Source organism: Labrenzia sp. THAF35, assembly GCF_009363595.1.
GTDB lineage: Bacteria > Pseudomonadota > Alphaproteobacteria > Rhizobiales > Stappiaceae > Roseibium > Roseibium algicola.
Genome location: NZ_CP045380.1, coordinates 3637489 through 3655709 on the forward strand (window position 1 = coordinate 3637489; position 18221 = coordinate 3655709).

Annotated in this window: 13 protein-coding genes; 5 read left to right on the forward strand and 8 right to left on the reverse strand. The window is 59.7% G+C overall.

Features of this window, described 5'->3' with window-relative positions; all coding sequences use genetic code 11:
* Nucleotides 1-9: 9 nt before the first annotated feature.
* The 5 genes from FIU93_RS16655 to FIU93_RS16675 all read right to left on the reverse strand — a co-directional run bounded on the left by FIU93_RS16655 (nt 10) and on the right by FIU93_RS16675 (nt 5135).
* Nucleotides 10-1587 (reverse strand): APC family permease, encoded by a 1578-nt coding sequence (locus FIU93_RS16655; RefSeq protein ID WP_023000893.1) that lies wholly within the window; start codon nt 1585-1587, stop codon nt 10-12.
* 311 nt (nt 1588-1898) lie between these two features.
* Nucleotides 1899-2198, reverse strand: coding sequence for a GIY-YIG nuclease family protein (locus FIU93_RS16660; protein WP_152506213.1), 300 nt, complete (start codon nt 2196-2198; stop codon nt 1899-1901).
* 326 nt (nt 2199-2524) lie between these two features.
* Entirely contained in the window at nt 2525-3196 is a 672-nt protein-coding gene (gene rpe / locus FIU93_RS16665) for a ribulose-phosphate 3-epimerase (RefSeq protein WP_152506214.1), read from the reverse strand.
* A gap of 121 nt (nt 3197-3317) precedes the next feature.
* On the reverse strand, nt 3318-4100 hold the full coding sequence (locus FIU93_RS16670; protein WP_152506215.1) for a DUF2259 domain-containing protein: 783 nt from the start codon (nt 4098-4100) through the stop codon (nt 3318-3320).
* 69 nt (nt 4101-4169) lie between these two features.
* Entirely contained in the window at nt 4170-5135 is a 966-nt protein-coding gene (locus tag FIU93_RS16675; protein WP_031269250.1) for a sodium:proton symporter, read from the reverse strand.
* A 101-nt stretch (nt 5136-5236) separates the two neighbouring features.
* On the opposite strand from FIU93_RS16675, the gene FIU93_RS16680 reads away from it, so the two are divergent.
* The gene (locus FIU93_RS16680; RefSeq protein WP_152506216.1) at nt 5237-6505 is read left to right on the forward strand and encodes an FAD-binding oxidoreductase; all 1269 of its coding nucleotides are present in this window, start codon (nt 5237-5239) and stop codon (nt 6503-6505) included.
* A gap of 33 nt (nt 6506-6538) precedes the next feature.
* On the opposite strand, the gene FIU93_RS16685 is transcribed toward FIU93_RS16680, so the two are convergent.
* Complete coding sequence (locus tag FIU93_RS16685) at nt 6539-7018, reverse strand: Lrp/AsnC family transcriptional regulator (RefSeq protein ID WP_006939550.1); 480 nt, start codon at nt 7016-7018, stop codon at nt 6539-6541.
* A gap of 147 nt (nt 7019-7165) precedes the next feature.
* Here FIU93_RS16685 and FIU93_RS16690 point away from each other — a divergent pair, with 147 nt between their 5' ends.
* A complete protein-coding gene (locus tag FIU93_RS16690) occupies nt 7166-10687 on the forward strand; it encodes an indolepyruvate ferredoxin oxidoreductase family protein (RefSeq protein ID WP_152506217.1) in 3522 nt (1173 codons plus the stop codon).
* A gap of 113 nt (nt 10688-10800) precedes the next feature.
* On the opposite strand, the gene FIU93_RS16695 is transcribed toward FIU93_RS16690, so the two are convergent.
* Nucleotides 10801-11031 (reverse strand): hypothetical protein, encoded by a 231-nt coding sequence (locus FIU93_RS16695; protein WP_152506218.1) that lies wholly within the window; start codon nt 11029-11031, stop codon nt 10801-10803.
* A 450-nt stretch (nt 11032-11481) separates the two neighbouring features.
* On the opposite strand from FIU93_RS16695, the gene FIU93_RS16700 reads away from it, so the two are divergent.
* Nucleotides 11482-12567 (forward strand): DUF2336 domain-containing protein, encoded by a 1086-nt coding sequence (locus tag FIU93_RS16700; RefSeq protein WP_077292557.1) that lies wholly within the window; start codon nt 11482-11484, stop codon nt 12565-12567.
* A 162-nt stretch (nt 12568-12729) separates the two neighbouring features.
* On the forward strand, nt 12730-15141 hold the full coding sequence (locus FIU93_RS16705; RefSeq protein ID WP_152506219.1) for a mechanosensitive ion channel domain-containing protein: 2412 nt from the start codon (nt 12730-12732) through the stop codon (nt 15139-15141).
* A 117-nt stretch (nt 15142-15258) separates the two neighbouring features.
* On the opposite strand, the gene FIU93_RS16710 is transcribed toward FIU93_RS16705, so the two are convergent.
* Complete coding sequence (locus FIU93_RS16710) at nt 15259-17142, reverse strand: caspase family protein (protein ID WP_173017345.1); 1884 nt, start codon at nt 17140-17142, stop codon at nt 15259-15261.
* Nucleotides 17143-17576: 434 nt separating this feature from the next.
* On the opposite strand from FIU93_RS16710, the gene FIU93_RS16715 reads away from it, so the two are divergent.
* On the forward strand, nt 17577-18143 hold the full coding sequence (locus FIU93_RS16715) for a hypothetical protein (protein ID WP_152506221.1): 567 nt from the start codon (nt 17577-17579) through the stop codon (nt 18141-18143).
* Nucleotides 18144-18221: the final 78 nt, after the last annotated feature.

Sequence of the window (18221 nt, forward strand, 5' to 3'; positions counted from 1 at the left end):
TGAAAGGCCTCACGCGCCGTCGCCGTATTCCATCCGCTCGTCAGCCTTTTCCTCGGCCATGTAGAGATCGAACTTGTCCTGGCGAAGGCGAAGGCGCACCGCCAGGATGTAGACCGCGACTGCCAGAGCAGAAACCACGGCGATATCCGGTCCGACCGGCAGGTAGCCCGCGCCGCCGCCGAAGGAACCAAGCCAGGAAATGAGCACAAGACCTGCAAGATAGGGAGCAAGCCAGGCTGCCTCGCGCCAGTCCAGGCTGTCGAAGCCGCCTCTGCTGTTGCGGTAGATCATCAGCAGGAAACCGATGACCAGGCAGACGCCCAGATGCAGCATGGTGTCCCAGCCGCTCCAGTAGATGATCAGGCTGGCGACGACGAAGGCAAGACACCCGGTGACAGGAGCGGCCGGCAGCACGAAGGCGCGCGGGGCGTCGGCCATCAGCTGGCGGAAGGCCAGCACGGCGACAGGGCCGACGACGAAAGACAACACGATGGATGACGTGTTGAGGGCGAGCACTTCGTTGAATGGCAGAATGAAGAAGAACAGAGCCGAGACCACGAAGTTGATCAGCAAAGCGAACAGCGGCACACCGCGCGCCGAAAGAGTTTCCATGAACTTCGGAAAGAGACCGTTCTGGGCCATGGCAAGGCCGAGGCGGGCATTTGAGCCGACGGACACAAGCGCCGAGGCAAAACTGGAGATGCGGGCACTGCTGTCCAGAATGCTGACGATCCAGAGCGCGCCGACGGCGGTCGCAAGGGCCGCCATGGGGCCCAGCTCGCCCGGGAAGCTGAGCGCCGCCCAACCTTGCTTGAGCTGTGACTGATCAAGGGCGCCTAGGAAGGCGAGCTGCAGCCCGCCGTAGATCAGCAGGCAGACGACCAGGCTGATCACCAGCGCCAGCGGCACGTTCACCTTCGGATTGCGGGCTTCCCCGGCCATGTCGATCACGTGGCGGAACCCGATCAGGGCGAAGATCACGCCGCCAGTTGAGATCGCCGACAGGATGCCCTTCAGTCCCTCGGGGGCAAAGCCGCCGTATTCGCTGAAATTGGCGTATCGGAACTCGGAGGTGAGGATTACGGCGGCCAGTCCGGCCGGAACAAGGATCTTGACCCAGGTGAGCGCCGTGTTGAGACGGGCAAAGAAGCGGACGCCAAAGGCATTGAGAACCGTGAAGACCGCCAGCAGGACGCAGGCAACCGCCAGACCGGCAGGGCTGAGGAGTCCGTCTGACCCGTAAAGCCAGGGCGCAAGGCTCTTCGAGTAGCGCAGTACTGCCTCCACCTCGATGGTGGCGGTGGTGTTGTAGCCAACCCAGGCCGTCCAGCCCATTGTCATGGAGACGACCGACCCGTGGGAGAAATGCGGCACACGGCCGATGCCGCCTGCAACCGGCAGGATCGCCGCGATCTCGGCGAAGGTCGCGGCAAGAAGCAGCATCGCGAAGCCGCCAATCATCCAGGCGATGAGTGATGACGGCCCGGCAGCTTGCGCAGCCATCAAGGGCGCGAACAGCCAGCCAGATCCGAGAATTCCGCTGATTGCCACAAAGGTGAGGCTCAGCAGACCGATACTGCGTTGCATATGCGCCAAGACGATTCCCCCAGTCTTTAACGGGGAGAGCTTAACCGAGGGAATGTCTCGACGGAAAGACGCGTTGCGGAAGTAATTGCTTAGCGACCGGAAGTCGTGGGTGAAACCGGTACCTGTACCCCATCTTTCGAGACGGACCTGGCGGTCCTCCTCAAGATGAGGAAGTGCTTGTTGGAGGTCTGAGATGAAAGCTGTCTCTGAGCCTGAAAACATCAGAGCTCTAGAGCATTAGAGCGCCAAAGCGTTCCACCACCTCATCCTGAGGAAGCGCGAAGCGCTGTCTCGAAGGATGGGCCGCTTGTTCAATTTTTTGATGCGGTTTCACCCCGTTTCGACAGCGCGGGAAGCAGGTCGAACTCACCTTTGATCAAGGCTTCTTTCTTGTCACGCCGCCATCCTTTTACCTGGCGTTCGCAGGCAATTGCGTCGGTGAGCTGCTCGAACTGGCAATTGAACACCAGTTCAACCGGTCGGTAGCGCGCTGTGTAACCGTCGTACTTTCCTTGCTGATGTTCACTAACTCGGCTCGCGAGATCCTTTCGTGTGACGCCTGTGTAATAGCTGCCGTTCGAACATCTGAGGATATAGAAAGTAACCTTCATCGATGCTGGATATCATGGCTTGGACAAATAATGGACGGGCCGGTTGGGGGGGGGGCATCTTTCGAGACGGACCTGGCGGTCCTCCTCAGGATGAGGGTGTTTGTGTGGGATGTCTGAGGTGCAAGATGCCTCCCAGCCTCCCAGCCTCCCAGCCTCCCAGCCTTGATGCCTCCCTCCACCTCATCCTGAGGAAGGCCAAAGGCCTGTCTCGAAGGATGGGCCGCTTGCTCAGCCTGTGAAGGCGTTTCCTCTATAAAAACGGTTGCCTTTAGGATGCCTAGTCCACGACGTATGACCCGGGCACTCGATAAGAGCTAGCGCCGCCTTCAAGCCTCTTCCGCGGCCTTGCGGATCGCCGAGATATTGCCGGCATAGCTTTCCACCGTGCCGCCCTTGAAGACTGCGGACCCTGCCACCAGCACATTGGCACCAGCCGCTGCAACGAGGGGGGCGGTTTCGGGGGTGACGCCACCGTCGATTTGGAGGTCGATCGGACGATCGCCGATCATCTGGCGGATGCGGCGGGTCTTTTCGACCTGCGACTGGATGAATTTCTGACCGCCGAAACCCGGGTTGACCGTCATCACCAGAATGAGGTCCAGCCGGTCGAGAACATATTCAATGACGCTTTCCGGGGTCGACGGGTTCAGCGAGACACCGGCCTTCTTGCCCAGATTGCGGATTGCCTGCAGAGACCGGTCGAGATGCGGGCCGGCCTCGGCATGAACCGTGATGATGTCGGAACCTGCCTTTGCAAAGGCTTCCAGGTAGGGATCGCAGGGAGCGATCATCAGGTGGGTGTCGAAGATCTTGTCCGTGTGCGGGCGCAGCTTGGCGATGACATCCGGGCCGAAGGTGATGTTCGGCACAAAGTGGCCGTCCATGACGTCGAGATGGATCCAGTCGGCTCCCGCTTCCACCACGTCGCGGACTTCCTGGCCGAGTTTGGAAAAATCGGAGGCGAGGATGGAGGGGGCAATCTTGATGTCGCGCGGCATGGCAAACTCCCGGACAGGCCAGACGGGCCGTTATCGTCCCGTTTTCTGATGTTGCCGCCGCGCTAGCACTTCTGATGCGACTGGGCAAGATACCCGAGCCGGCCTCAATCGGTTTAGAAGCTCAAAGACGTCCCGTTATCGCCAGATATCTGCGGTCCGGTCCTTCGAAGCCGAGGCTGTCCATCTGGATGAGCACGGCAAAGACGGGCGGGGCTTCATCGGGGAAATGGGTGACGATGCGCTCGATCCGGTAAGCCAGTGGGCAACGGCGGCTTTCAGGCACGCTGTTGTCCTCGTTGAGGATGCGGGTGACACCATTGTGGACCATGGTCAGGCGGAAGCCCTTGGTCTCGGCACCGTAGCTCTGGCACTGGACATTCGGCAGGGGGTATTCCGACAGGGTGAGGTCGATTGGATCGTCACCGGACAGGAAGGTGACGCGCGGGGCAACCAGCATCTTGTGGGGATCGGATGTCAATTCGGTGCGAGGATTGAAGCCGACCGTCTGGCCTTTACCGGCAATGGCCTTGTCCTGGAGCAGCGGCTGGGCGGCAAGACGGTTCTCCGCCCTGGTCTCCGACAGGGCGTTGTCGGCTGCATCGCCCGGACCCGTGTCGACATCCTTGCGCAGGCGGAAGGGGGACGGCGGCACCCAGGTATCGCCGATCACGTCGACAACGAAGATCTCAGAATAGGGGAAGCCGGATCCGTCCTGGACGCCGAACTGCTCAAAGGCGAAGAAATCGCCGTTCCTGGAAAAGCCGAGAAGCTGAAGCTCTGCGGTGTCTCCAGCCATTGCGGCCGGGGCGAGGCTCGCACCGGCAAGCAGGAGCGTTGCGGCACACAGAAGACTGCGGCCCGCCGATGAGCACAGGGATTTGACGGTGGTTGGCAGAACGGACACGGCACTTTCCTCACGCGAAGTGTTTGACCTGGCAAGTGGTAAGCCTAGCATGTTCGCCTGTCAGGTGTGCTACGTCACAGTTTTCACGTTCAGACGGCAGAACACCCGCACAAACGGTTTCAGGAACAGGGGCAGGATGTAGATCGGAAACTGGCCGACAGCGAACCAGAGCCAGGTGAATTCCGGCAGGGTGCCACCGAAGGCGGCGACCATCAGTCCCATGTTTCTGGTGCCACAGGTATGGGCGATTGCATAGGCGTCTTCTCGGGTCGCCGGTGAGAACAGCAGCAGGCTGAGCGCAATCTGTACCAGTGCGAGGCAGAAGGTGATGGCGGTAAGGCCCAGCGTGAACAGTGGTTTTGCGGCAAAGCTTGCGGCGACACCGTCCATGGCAGCTATGGCAAAGACCAGCAGCAGCAGCACATTGAGACCGCTGATGTGGTGGGAAGAGCGAGCCAGGCGCTCTTCACCGGCCAGTTTGCGAAAGGCGATCGAGACCGCAAAGGCGCCTGCAAGCAGCAGGGAGAGCTGGATGGCTAGCCCACCGACGCTGAGAGGCAGGGCAGGCCCGAGCATCAACTCGCCGATGAAGGGGGCCGTCAGCGGGGTGATGATCAGAGCGGCAACAGAAAGCGCGAGACTGAGGGTGCCATCAAGGCCGAGCAAATAGATGAAGGCAGGAGCCGCCATCACCGGGGGAGCGGCGGTTGCGATGAAAAGGGCCAGCATCACATCGGGGCCAAGAGCCTTCAGGCCGGAGAGGTCGATCAGCAGCCACGTCAGCAGGGGCGCGCCGAGCATCATCCACAGGAGGGCGGCAATCAGAAGCGTGGGGCGACGCAGGCGCATGCGGATCGCGAAGGTGTCGACCCGCAGAAAAGCCAGGGTCAACAGGCTGAAGACGGCAACGGTCAGGTAGGGCCGCAGATAGGCGGACAGCGCCGGCAAGGCCATGCCGATGAAGATACTCACAGCAAGGGCGGCCGTTCCGTTGCGCCCGATCCATGCCAAGCCTGCACCACACCATCGAATCATCTTAAGTTGTCCTTTGAACCGCGAGTTGTGGCAGGCACTTCCGCGCCTCTTAAAGGATCCGGACCTCGGACGCCAGTATTAGGGCACCGTCCGGAACAGGCATGACAGCAAAAACCAGGCAAACGCAATCCTTCGACGTGATGGTGCTCGGCGCCGGTATCGTCGGTGTGTCAACGGCACTGCATCTGCAGCGGCTGGGCCTGTCCGTTGCGCTGATTGACCGCAAGCACCCGGGCGAGGAAGCTTCCTTCGGCAATGCCGGGATTGTCCAGCGCAACGGCTTCGTACCGCATGCGGTGCCGACGAATCCGCTCACGCTTCTGGGGATCCTTTTCGGCCGCTCAAGTGCCGTTTCGCTGGATATGGCCACCGTACTGCGGATGTTGCCGTGGCTGCGCCAGTTCCACGCAGCAGGCAATGCCCGCGGGGTTGAGGCCTATTCGCGGGCGATTGCTCCGTTGAGAGCCTTCGCCGTCGAGGAGCATCTCGACCTGGCGCATGCGACCAATGCCAACCGCTTTTACCGCCAGGGCGGCTGGCTGCATCTTTACCGCTCGGAGACTGCCTTCCAGGCAAGCGAGACCGAACGCCAATACGCGCGGGTGTTTGGCGTTTCCTATCGGGAAATGTCGGCTGGCGAGATCGGAACGCTGGAGCCTGGCCTGACGGCGCAGGGGCTGAGAGGCGTTCATTGGCCGGAAAGTTGTTCGGTGTCCAATCCCGGTGCCGTGGTCGATGCTTTCTGGCGGGGATTCGTGCATGACGGGGGCGGGTATTTCCGCGCCGATGCGATGAAGCTGAAGCAGGAGCGTGGCGGCTGGCAAATCGAGGGGGAACGCGGCACATTGTTTTCCCGCCAGGCAGTGGTTGCCCTCGGCGCCTGGACCGCGGATCTGCTGGCACGCCTTGGAGAAACCTATCCGCTTGCAGTCAAGCGTGGCTACCACATGCATTATCGTCCGTTGTCCGGGGCGTCCCTGTCACGGCCGGTTGTGGATGTCGAAAACGGCTTCGCCCTGACACCGACGGATAATGGCATTCGCCTGACCACTGGCGTCGAACTGGCCGAGCGCGATGCCGCGCCCAATCCGGCGATTGTCAAGCTGGCGAAACGACGGGCAGAGGAAATTTTTCCGCTTGGACGGGCGTTACAGGAACAGCCGTGGATGGGAAGCAGGCCATGTCTGCCGGATTCGCTGCCCGTGGTTGGTCCGTCTGCAAAGATCCCGGGCCTGTGGCTCAACTTCGGCCATGCTCATGACGGTTTCACGCTCGGGCCGGTGACGGGACGGCTGCTGGCCAGCATGATTGCGGGCAAGCAGCCTTTCCTGGACCCGGCGGGGCTGTCTGCGTTGCGGTTCGCCACCTGAGCGTCTAACCTGGTGGCCGATCAAGGTCGGATGTCAGCTCTCGCGCAAGGGCAGGGCGACGGTATCCTTCACCGTATTGACGACGATGCGAGACTGCACATCGGACACGAGCGTATTGTCCAGCAGCTTCAAACGCAGAAAATTGTCGTAGGTTTTGATATCATCCGTCACAACCTTGATAAGATAGTCGACGGCACCGGTGATGCGCTCGCACGTCACGACCTCGGGCCAATGGTGGACCAGCTTGTCGAAGGTTTCCATGTTCTCGCGGCTGGGAACCGCAAGCTTGACGAACGAGTAGGCCACGAAGCCAAGACCCACGGACTCGCGGTCGATGATGGCAGTGATCTGGCGGATGATTCCCTGTTCCTTGAGGCGCTTGATCCGGCGCCAGCAAGGCGTCTGGCTCATGCCCGCTTCCTTTGCCACTTCGGCAATGGAGAGCGACGCATCCCGTTGCAGTACACGCAGAACACGTATGTCCGACGGGTCGAGAAGATATTTATCTGTCATTGGATATTTTAGGAATTTTTGTTCTGCCTCTGGGTGATTGGCCGTGACGATAGCACAGAAATTGCCTGAGAAAAGGATGATATTACCTATTATGTGAGGTTGCCGCCGGGGGACATTGCCCCAGATGTCGGTTGAGGAGGAATTCGGATGAACGTGCACATGCCAACCGTTACCCTGGAGGACAAATACGTCGCCACGGAAGGACGGGTCTATCTGACAGGCATACAGGCGCTTGTCCGGCTGGCGCTCGATCGGGCGCGCATGGACCAGTTGGCCGGCCTGAAAACGGGCGGCTTCATTTCCGGCTACCGGGGATCGCCGCTTGCCGGTTACGACACAGAGCTGATGCGGGCTCATCGCCACCTCAAGGGGTATGACGTCGTCTTCAAGCCGGGTGTCAACGAAGAGCTGGGCGCGACCGCAGTGTGGGGAAGCCAGAAGCTGCGCGGCGAGGGCGGTGTTGGACGGGCGACCTCTTACGACGGCGTCTTCGGCATCTGGTACGGCAAGGCGCCGGGCGTCGACCGTGCCGGTGATGTGCTGCGTCAGGCCAACGCTTCGGGCACCGACCGGAACGGCGGGGTGCTTGCCTTGGCCGGCGATGACCACCTTGCTAAATCCTCCATCCTGCCGGCGCAGAGCGAGTTCTATTTCGAGCATGCGGAAATTCCGGTCCTGAACCCGGCCGATATCCAGGATGTTCTCGACTACGGCCTGCACGGCCTCGAAATGTCCCGCTTCACCAGCCTCTGGACGGCCCTGATCTGCGTTGCCGACACGATGGATGCATCGGCAACGATCAATATCTCTCCGAACAGGCTGCGCATGGTGCGTCCGCTGGAAGGCGATCCGCGCAAGGACTATCACCAGAACCGCGATCTTCTTCTGGGCAACCGCCTGGAGACAGAGCGGCTGGTGCGCGATCTTCGTATTCCTGCGGCTCAGGCCTATGTGCGGACAAACGGTCTGGACCGGGTCACCTTCGGAACGAGGACCAATCCCAAATACGGCATCGTTGCTTCCGGCAAGGCCTACCGGGATCTGCTGCAGGCACTCGACCTGATGGGCATTACAGAGGACTTTGCCAAGGCGCTGGGCCTCGGGGTTTACAAGGTGGCAATGAGCTGGCCTCTGGAGCCGCTCGGCCTGCGTGATTTCGCCCGTGGCACAGAACGTTTGCTGGTGGTGGAGCACAAGCGCGCGTTCATGGAATCCCAGATCAAGGACATCTCCTATCACTGGCCGGAAATGAGCCGGCCGGAGATCTGGGGCAAACGCCGTCCGGACGGGACACCGTTCCTGTCCGACGTTCTGGAACTGTCCGTTGCCGAGCTGATCGAAGGCCTCATGACCTGGCTGCCGGGCGATGTGGTTTCGGAAGAAATGCGCGCCGTTGCCAACCGGATGACCAAACAGGCCATGTGGGCCCAGGGCCATGCGGAACGCGCTGCCCGTATTCCCTACTTCTGCTCCGGCTGCCCGCATTCCACGTCGACCAAGACACCGGAAGGCTCCCGCTCGCTGCCGGGCATCGGCTGCCACGCGATGACGGAAATGGCCGGCCGGACAACGGAAGGCCAGATTGCGATGGGCGGCGAGGGTGTCCTGTGGGTCGGGCAGCAGCCTTTCTCCGGCGACAGCCACGTCTTTGCCAACGTCGGCGACGGCACCTACTTCCATTCCGGCATCCTGGCGATCCGGCAGGCGCTCGCCTCCAACGTTCCGATCACCTACAAGATCCTCTACAACGACGCGGTTGCCATGACCGGTGGCCAGAAGGTGGATGGCCAGCTGACCGTTCCGCAGATCACCCGTCAGCTGGAAGCCGAAGGCGTCGAGCGGATCGCGGTGGTTTCGGAGAATCCGGACAGCTACGGCTCCTGGACACCGCTTGCCCCGGGAACCAAGATTCACCACCGCGACGAACTGATGGACGTTCAGGAAGAGTTCCAGACCTTCAAGGGCGTGTCGGTGATCGTTTACGACCAGACCTGCGCCGCGGAAAAGCGCCGCCGACGCAAGCGCGGGCAGTTTCCCGATCCGGACATGCGCCTCTTTATCAATGACCGGGTATGTGAAGGCTGCGGCGACTGTTCCGTGCAGTCCAACTGCCTGTCGGTGGAGCCACTGGCAACACCATTCGGTGAAAAGCGCGTCATCAACCAGTCGAGCTGCAACAAGGACTTCTCCTGTATCAAGGGGTTCTGCCCGTCCTTTGTCGAGATCAACGGTGCTGCACTGAAGAAGCCGAAGAAGGCGGATGTCGATATCGAAACCCTGGTGGAAACCCTGCCGCTGCCGACACTTGCTTCGCTTGACCGCACCTGGAACACGCTGGTGGCCGGTATCGGTGGCATGGGTGTGACCACGATCAGCGCGATCCTGGCTATGGCGGCCCATGTGGACGGCAAGCAGGCCTCCACGCTGGACATGACCGGCCTTGCCCAGAAGGGTGGCCCGGTGACGTCTCACGTGCGTTTTGCGGCGGGCAACAGGTCGATTGAAGGTCCGCGGGTTCCGGCAGCCAGCCTCGACCTTCTGATCGCGAGTGACATGGTGGTGGCCGCGAACGCGGATCAGCTCGCGCTCGCCCATCGTGGTCACACGATGACCGTCGCCAACACCAAGGTGGCCCCGACTGCGGAATTCGTGCTGAAGCAGACGCTTTCCTTCGATGAAAAGCAGATGGACAGCGCCCTGCGCAAAGCCTCCGGCACATATCTGCCCGTCAATGCTGCAGACATTGCCGAGAAGCTTCTGGGCGATTCCATCTATGCCAACATGCTGTTGGTCGGCATGGCTTTCCAGAGTGGCGCGTTGCCGGTCTCGGACTATGCCATCGAAACCGCGCTGGAGCTCAACGGCGCGTCGGTGAAGAACAACATCAAGGCGTTCCGTGCAGGCCGCGTGCTGGCTGCAGATCCGGAAAAACTTCTCAAGGCCCTGCCGTCGGAAGCAAAACAGCGTGTCTTTACCGTCGAAGAGAAGATTGCCTTCAACGCCCAGGAGCTGACCGCCTATCAGGATGCGGCCTACGCGCAGCGTTATCTGGACCTGGTCGGCAAGGTCAAAGAGGCTGACGAAGCGCATGGTCCGGGCACGTTCCGCCTGACGCAGACTGTGTCCGACATGCTCTTCAAGTTGATGGCCTACAAGGACGAATATGAAGTCGCGCGGCTTTATAGCGATCCCGCCTTCAAGGAGAAGATCGCACAGCGCTTTGAAGACCCGAAGAAGCTGAAGGTTCATCTGGCACCGCCATTCCTCGCGCATCGCAAGGATCCGAAGACCGGCCGTCCGCAGAAGATCGCCTTCGGACCCTGGATCTTCTCCGCGTTCAGCTTCCTAGCGAAGTTCAAGGGCATGCGCGGCAAATGGTACGACCCATTCGGCCGTACGGCGGAACGCAAGGCCGAGCGCGCGCTCATCAGCCAGTATGAGGGCGATATTGCCGAGATCCTGAAGCGGCTGCCGGAAGGACACTACGGCCTGTTGGTCGAGCTCGCCCGGGTTCCGGATCTTATCCGCGGGTTTGGTCCGATCAAGGATGACAACATCGAAAAGGCGACTGAAAAGCGCCGTGTGCTTCTGGAGCAGCTCGACAGAAGCAACGACGGCGGTTCGGACAACAAGACCGGCACCAAGGAGTTTCTGGCGGCAGCCGAGTAAAGGCCGATCTGGAACAGCAAAAAACCGGCGCCGCAGGGTGCCGGTTTTTTTATGTCTTTTGCTCCGGGTGAGGGCGCTGCAATCCTGAAACAGAAGGCAAGTCCATGGACGAGCTAGCGCCAGGGGCCGCTAATGATTGGCCGTCGCCGGTTTTCTTCGCGGGCTCTCAAATCGTTGTCGCTGAGGACATCGAAAAGAAGATCATCCGGAATGGATTGATGGCTGGGTCGGCGGAAAAGGGCGTTGCCAAGTTTCCGTCGCAGGAGGGCCGCCAGTTGATAGAGACCGCGGGTGCGGGAGGGCGGTATGGCGGCGACACGGGGAAAACGGACCACGGAGGACATGGCTGGCTCCAATAAAGAAATATATTACTTCCTTTATTTAGATTGCGCCTGGTGAAGGGTCAATAAGAAAAGGAAAATATTTCTTTATCTCGTGCGCTGCCGATGGGTACGCCCCTGTCGCGGGACCTTGCGGCGCAGCGAATGTATTTAAACCAGTCGCAATTTCTGACCTTCGGAGGCTATTGAAACGGCCATTGAAAATCTTTTTTCGGAAAAAATATTCGGATTTCAACGGGATAAAAAGGTGACTTCGAGCGGGGAGCGAAGCGGTCAAAATTGTTACATTTCAATGACATGTAATGAATACATGCGATATAGTTAGAATTGTTCTCAAGTTTTAAAAAAAGACAATTACATTCTGGAAAAGCGCGTTTCGACCTTCTTTAAAACTCATCGTCATTTTCTGTACCAACGCCAAACCGGCACACTTGTGAAAATTGGTAATGGAACATGACTGAAGCGTTGAAAACAGAACTGGTGAACTTCTCGGAGCTGACCGGTGAAGCTGGCAGCGCCCGGAGGGCCGAACTGGCCCGGCATGTCGCAACCCTGTTTGCCCTGACCTCCGATCGGTGCTCCGACGAGCAGGTGGATATTTATGACTCCGTTCTCTTGCGGCTTGTCGACATGGTGGAAGACGAAGTTCGCCGTTATGTCGCTGACCAGATGTCCAGCCTGAGACGCGGTCCGGAAGAAACCATCCGCCGTCTGGCAGATGACGAGATCGAGGTGGCCGAGCCGATCCTGCTGCGCTCCACCGTGCTGCGGGAGGCCGATCTGATCAAGATCGCCGAAAAACGCGGCAATGCGCACCGGTTCGCCATCGCACAGCGTGAAGTTCTGTCTGAAGAGCTGACCGATGTGCTGGTGCGTCGCGGTGATCTGAAGGTCAAGCGCAAGGTGGCCAGCAACGACGGCGCCTGCCTGTCGGATGCATCGATCATGGCCCTGATCAGCGATGCTGCCTCCGATGCGACGCTGCAGCTTTCCTTGAGCGAGCGTGCGGATCTTGCCGAAGCGCATATCGCCAGCCTGATCTCGGTTGCCAGCGAGGAAGTTCGGCGGAAGCTACATGCGGCCGGCCGTGGTCACGAAGCCGAGCGGGTAGAGGAAGCAGCCGATATCGCGGCACAGCGCATGTCCAACCAATATTGGCTTGGCCGCTACGACTTCGAAACAGCGCGCAGCCGGGTACTGCTGCTGGCCAAACGCGGGATGGTCAATGAGGCCGCCCTGCGCCGGTTCGCCTCGGAAGATCGGTTCGCGGAAGCGGTTGCCACCTTTGCCTGGCTGGTGAGATGCGGTGTCGAGGAAGTCAGCCACTGGATGGTGCGCCCCGATCCGGAGCCGTTTGTCATCCTTGCCAAGGCTTCCGGCTTCTCCTCCATCACCGTGGGTTCCCTGCTGGCCATCGGCCCTTGGCGTCACCGCCTGACACCGGATGTGCGCAGCGACGCCATGGCCATGTTCGAGCGCATGACGATCGCCGAAGCCAAGCGCAAGATGGCTCATTGGAACAACACCGTTCTGCACTGACACAATTAAGCAAGGCGCCTCCTGCCTGCACGTAAGGCCCGGTTCGAAAGGATCGGGCCTCTTCTTTTTCAGCCCTTTGCGAAAAGCCGGCTTTCTTTCAAATGGCACAGATCCGTGCCAAGAAAGAGGGGGATCCTTTTCGCGACTCGTCCCGGGGCTGACATGCGCTTTTCACAACTAACCAATCGCCTATCCTGTCTTGCCGATGGCGGCCGCAAGAGGCCAGGCAAGGCGTTCCTTCTTCTGTCAGGTCTGCTTGCACTCTTTCTGTGTCTGGGTGGTTTGCCCTCAGGGGCGCAGGCACAGGGAATACCCGGGCTGTTTTCCGGAAAGGGCTCTACCGAGACCGGTACCGGGGCTCCGGCTGCTGAAACGACGACAGATGGAAATGCGAAGCCGGAAGCGGCTGGCTCTGAAGTGGCGCCGGCCGACGGCGCGGGTGAAGGCGCAAACCTTCTTCAGACCGTGGACGAGTTCACCGAAGATGCCGTCGAGGCCCGGGATGTCCTCAAATCCATCGTGCAGAAAATTCCCGAGATCCAGGATGTGATGGTGGAGACCCTGCGCGCCCAGGGGGGCGAACGGGGTCTCAACTGGATGTCGTCGACGCTGGTGGACATTCTGATAGCCGTTGTTCTCGGCCTTGTGGCCTCTTCCCTGGTGAACCGGTGGGGCCGGCGGCAATTCGCGTCCTGGTACCAGCCGGACGCGACGACACGGGCTGACAAGATTATCTATCTTTATGCCCGGGCGATCCTGATGTTCGTCGGTGTCGGGCTCTTCTTTGCCGTAGCGGCCGGGGTATTTCTTCTGGTCGGAACGGGCATTGATGCATCCAACAAGACCGCACTTGTGGTTGTCGGCACCATGGCGGTTTTTCTGGCGCTCCGTGTTGTCTGGCTGAATGTGCTGGCACCCGACGCGGAGAGCCACCGGTTGCTGGCGCTTTCCAATCAGGAAGCGACCGGGCTCTACAGGACGCTGCTGGTCGGCTCCGCCATTTCCCTTGCGGCGGTTGCCTTCTGCCTCTGGATGGAGCGACTGGGTCTGTCGCCTGACATTCACAAGCTGGCATTGATTGCAGCCTCCGCGCTGTCGATGGTCATCCTGTCCGGCATCGCGATTGTCTATCGCAGGGTAATCGCGCGACTGATCCGGGGAAAGAAGGGGGCTGAAGCGCCGATCTGGCGAAGGGTTCTGGCCAGCGGCTGGCACTTTGTTGCCGTTGCCTATTTCTTCCTGGCCTGGGGGATTTCGGCAGTGCGTATCCTGCTCGACTTGCCGGACGCGATCGGTCTGGTCGGTGCGCCGCTGGAAGTGCTGCTGATGGCTGCGGTTGCCTATGGGCTGCTGATCCTGCTCATCGACCGGGTTCTGTTGCCGCGGCTGGACACGGCCGCCGCACAGGAGAAGATTGCCGAGGACATCAAACGTGCCGAAGCAGGCGAGGGCGGCGAAGAGGATGTTGCCAGCACATTGGCCCAGGCGCGCGCGGAAGCTGCCGAGCGGGAAGCGAGACGCTCACCCTTCCGGGACCTGTTCGACCGGGGCGCCACTATTCTGGTCGTGTTCACCTCGCTGGACATGCTGGCTTCCAAATGGGGACTGCCGCTTGCTGGCAGCGGCTCGCTGATCGGTTCCTTCGTCGAGGTGCTTCTGGTCATGTTTCTTGGCTACATGGCCTATGAGGCCGTGAAAATCGTCATTGACCGGGAAATTGCCAAGGAAGCGCCCGCCGAGAAAGACGAAGAGGCGGAAGTGGGCGGAACCGGTGAGAGCCGGATTTCCACCTTGCTGCCGATCTTTCGCAATTTCCTGCTCATCACGATCGTGGTGATCGCCACGATGGTGATCCTGTCGCAACTGGGCGTAAATATCGCGCCATTGTTCGCCGGTGCCGGTGTCGTCGGTCTGGCAGTTGGATTCGGGGCTCAAACCCTTATCCGGGATATCTTCTCCGGAGCTTTCTATCTGATCGACGATGCCTTCCGGAAAGGGGAGTACATCGATATCGGCAGCGCCAAGGGCGTTGTCGAAAAGATCTCGATCCGGTCGATGCAGCTGCGACACCACCGCGGCGCGCTTACGACGGTTCCCTTTGGCGAAATTCAGAAGGTGGAGAATTTCTCACGAGACTGGGCGGTGATGAAACTTGCGTTCCGCGTTACCTACGACACCGACGTGGAAAAGATGCGTAAGATCATCAAGAACTTCGGTAAGGAGCTGCTGGAGGACGAGTATTTCGGGCCCATGTTCCTGGCGCCGCTGAAATCTCAGGGCATCATGTCGATGGAAGACAGTGCCATGATCGCGCGTGTCAAGTTCACCACCAAGCCTGGCAAGCAGTTCGAGCTTCGCAAGGTCGTTTATGCAGGTCTGCGCGATCTGTTCGAAAAGAACGGGATCCGCTTTGCACATCGCCAGGTGACCGTGCGTGTTGCCGGGACCGACGACGACGAAGAGGCAATGCCGCCTGCTGCCAAAGAAGCTGCTGCCGCAGGGGCTGCTGCGGCTGGACTATTGGGCGAAGAGGCCGATGGGGAAGGCCGCGAGGGAGCGGAGGACCGGCTTTAGGGTATGGCCGCTATTAAGGATCATTTGATTTGAGGCGGACCGATCCGGTCACATCCGCAGAACGCGAAAAAGGCGTCGCCCGCATCCTTGAAATCCATATAACCCACGAGAAAATTACTACTCATCCGCATATTGAAAGAGCGCCTGCAGGGACTGGTCGCCAATCTGGCCGTCAATTTTGCCATGATAGACCCCGGCTTCCTTCAACCGGCGTTGAACGGCCTTGTTGAAGGAGAGCGGGTAGGTGTCGGACTTGGTCAGAAACCAAAACTCCGCCTCGATCCTGCCGCCGGACTTGATCGCCTTCATGAGCCAATCGATGGCAATCTCCCTCCGTTCGCTCTTGAAGGTGCCGTTTAGGTATTGAAGGGTCAATTCCCGCATCGCAATCGGGTCGTCAGCCGCGGCCGCCTTTTCCAGCAGTTCCCGAGCCCGATCGATGTTCTTGTCGCCGCCGCGGCCCTTGAGATACATCCAGGCGAGGTTGGTTGCCGCCAGGCCTTCGTCGTCCGACGCCAGCGCGCGCTGGTACCAGTGGCGGGCCTTGAAATCGTTCTGCTCAATTCCTTCGCCTCTGTCATAAGCTCCGGCGACATAAAACGCGGCTTCCGGGTTGCCGGCTTCGGCTGCCTTCTGGAACCACTCGAACGCCTTCGCCTCGTCATAGTCGACGAGGTTGCCTTCGCTATAGGAATGCGCGAGCAGGTTCATGGCATTGGCGTTACCCAGACGGGCGGATTTTTCCAGAAGCCGCAGCGTTTCTCCCGGCTGCCATTCGACGCCTTTGCCGAGCTCATAGGCGACGGCCAGTTCGACCATGGCTTCGGTGTTGTTGAGCTCCGCCGACTGCCGGTACTGGCGGGATGCCTCGGCTTCGTTGCCCGAGCGGTCGAGGACCTTGCCGTAAAGCAGCCGAAGCAGGGCGGAGTTGGGAAAGAGCGCGACCGCGTCATAACAGGCTTGCACGGCCTCTTCGGGATTGCCGAGCCCTATATCTGCGTTCTCGATGGCCAGGCATGTCTTGACCGGCCTTGAAGCTGACTGCCGCGCCTTGGCATCCTGGTTGTCGGCAATCGAGGGATGCTTGTGTCCGAGGGCGTTGTTCAGCAGCTTCAAAGCGTCCTCGGCGAATTGCCCGTTCGGATAGCGTTCCAGGTATAGCCTGACTTCATCCGGATTGTCGCCGTAGCGGACGGCTTCCCACAAGGCTTCTTCGCTCGACGCAAGTGCCAGTTTGCCCTGTTCGGTGGGGTTGAAGGTGAAATCCAGAACCAGGGATGAATTTTCCCAGGGGATCTGGGCTCCTTCCGTGGTTTCAATCACATCCGTCCGCACCCGCCGCAGCATGCGGGCAATGTCCAGATCAGGGGTGGAAATGTGCGTCAGCAATGCCTTTGTAAAAGGGCTGTTTCCGTCTGTTCCGTCAAGGGCGACATTGCCTGGCTCCGTTGCGTAGGCGATAAGCGTGCCTGGTCCGGCATCGACCCGGGCGAGCCCCTGGCCTACCTCAACCGCTCTATTCCCCATGGCGCCGGCAAGGGTGAGTGCGAATGGATTGTCACGGCAGGCATCAAGCAGAATGATCCTGGTTTTTGCCGAGCCGTCCATTTGTTGTAGAAGCGATTTGACGGCGATCAGCTCGGCGCTGATGTCGCTTTCTTCCTGCAAATGGGCGTCGGAGGGGACTAGGTAGTTTTCGCCGGCAACCTGGATTCCGTGCCCGGCGTAAAAAAACAGTGCGACGTCAGCTCCTTCCAGGGATTTGGAAAACATCCGGATTGTTTCCAGAAACGAGGAACGCTGCAGATTTTCCTGCTGCAGGACCTCAAAATTCAGCTCTTTCAGGGCTTCACCAAGTTTCCTCGCGTCGTTGACCGGGTTTTCGAGCGTGCTGGCCGAGGAATAGGCCGCGTTCCCCACGATTAGCGCGACACGCTTTTCGGCATGTGCGGGAACCGTGAAAAGCAGAACGCTGAAAAAGAGGTAAATTGATCTCTTCACGGGGCCACGCTCGAAAAACAATTGAACACTCCCAGGCAAAAGCTTCTTCGATCATTTCGTCAAACATGTGTACTGGCGGAAATAAGGCGTCCGGATTTCCTGAAACGGGAAACGAAGTGGCCAGTACCAGGATTTAAGCGGCTTCCCTTGGCGGAAGCAAGCAAGCTTTCTGTGTATGGAGTGGCTATTGAAGCCTGGATGAAGGCAGCGGCTCTTTTTCTTTCGGTACGCCTGTTGGAAACGACCAAAAGACGGAAGCATACCTGCCGAATGCACTCTGCCGGTTAGAACAGGCTTCACTTGCCCGCCTAGCATGAGATTTTGAGCATTTCGCCTTGTCCTTTGTGTTCCGCAGGACAGAATCTGACACTTGCGGCGAGACCGCCATAATGGTGTGCTTCACCTATCGGATCGCAAATGTGAAGGGGGAGACTATGCTGAAACCAATGTTTCTGGGAACTGCGTTTGCGGTTGCCCTGTCATGTCAGGCCATTGCGGGGCCTTTGCAAGACAAGGCGGCTGAAGCGGAGGCCGCGCTTGACGCCGGCAAGGGCGGGGAAGCCATCTCTTTGATGCGCGAGGCCCTCTTCGACGTTTGGTCGAAAGCCACCATTTCCATTCCAACCGCCTTGTTCGTGATGGCCCCTGCCGACGGCTTCGGCATCTATAAACCCCGGGAAGATGCAGCTTTCGGATCGGACGAGCCGCTGCGCATCTACCTGGAGCCGGTTGGCTTCGACTGGAAACAGCAGGATGGCCTTTTCACATCTCTTCTGACCGTCGACTTCGACCTCGCGTCGCCCGATGGCAAGGTGCTGGCTGGGCAAAAAGGCTTTGGCCGGTTCGACTTCAAGAGCCACGTGCCCAATACCGAATACATGGCCAACCTGACCCTGAATGTCAGCGGGGCTCCGGCGGGCGACTATGTACTGGAACTCACCGTCAACGATGAATTCAGCGGCAATTCCGCGAAAGTCCGGATGCCCTTTTCAATCAAGTAGGTGCATTGGCAACGGGGTGAGGGGCGAACTATTCGCTTTTGTGCGCCAGGTCCGTGGACCTCTTGACTGAAATCCGAT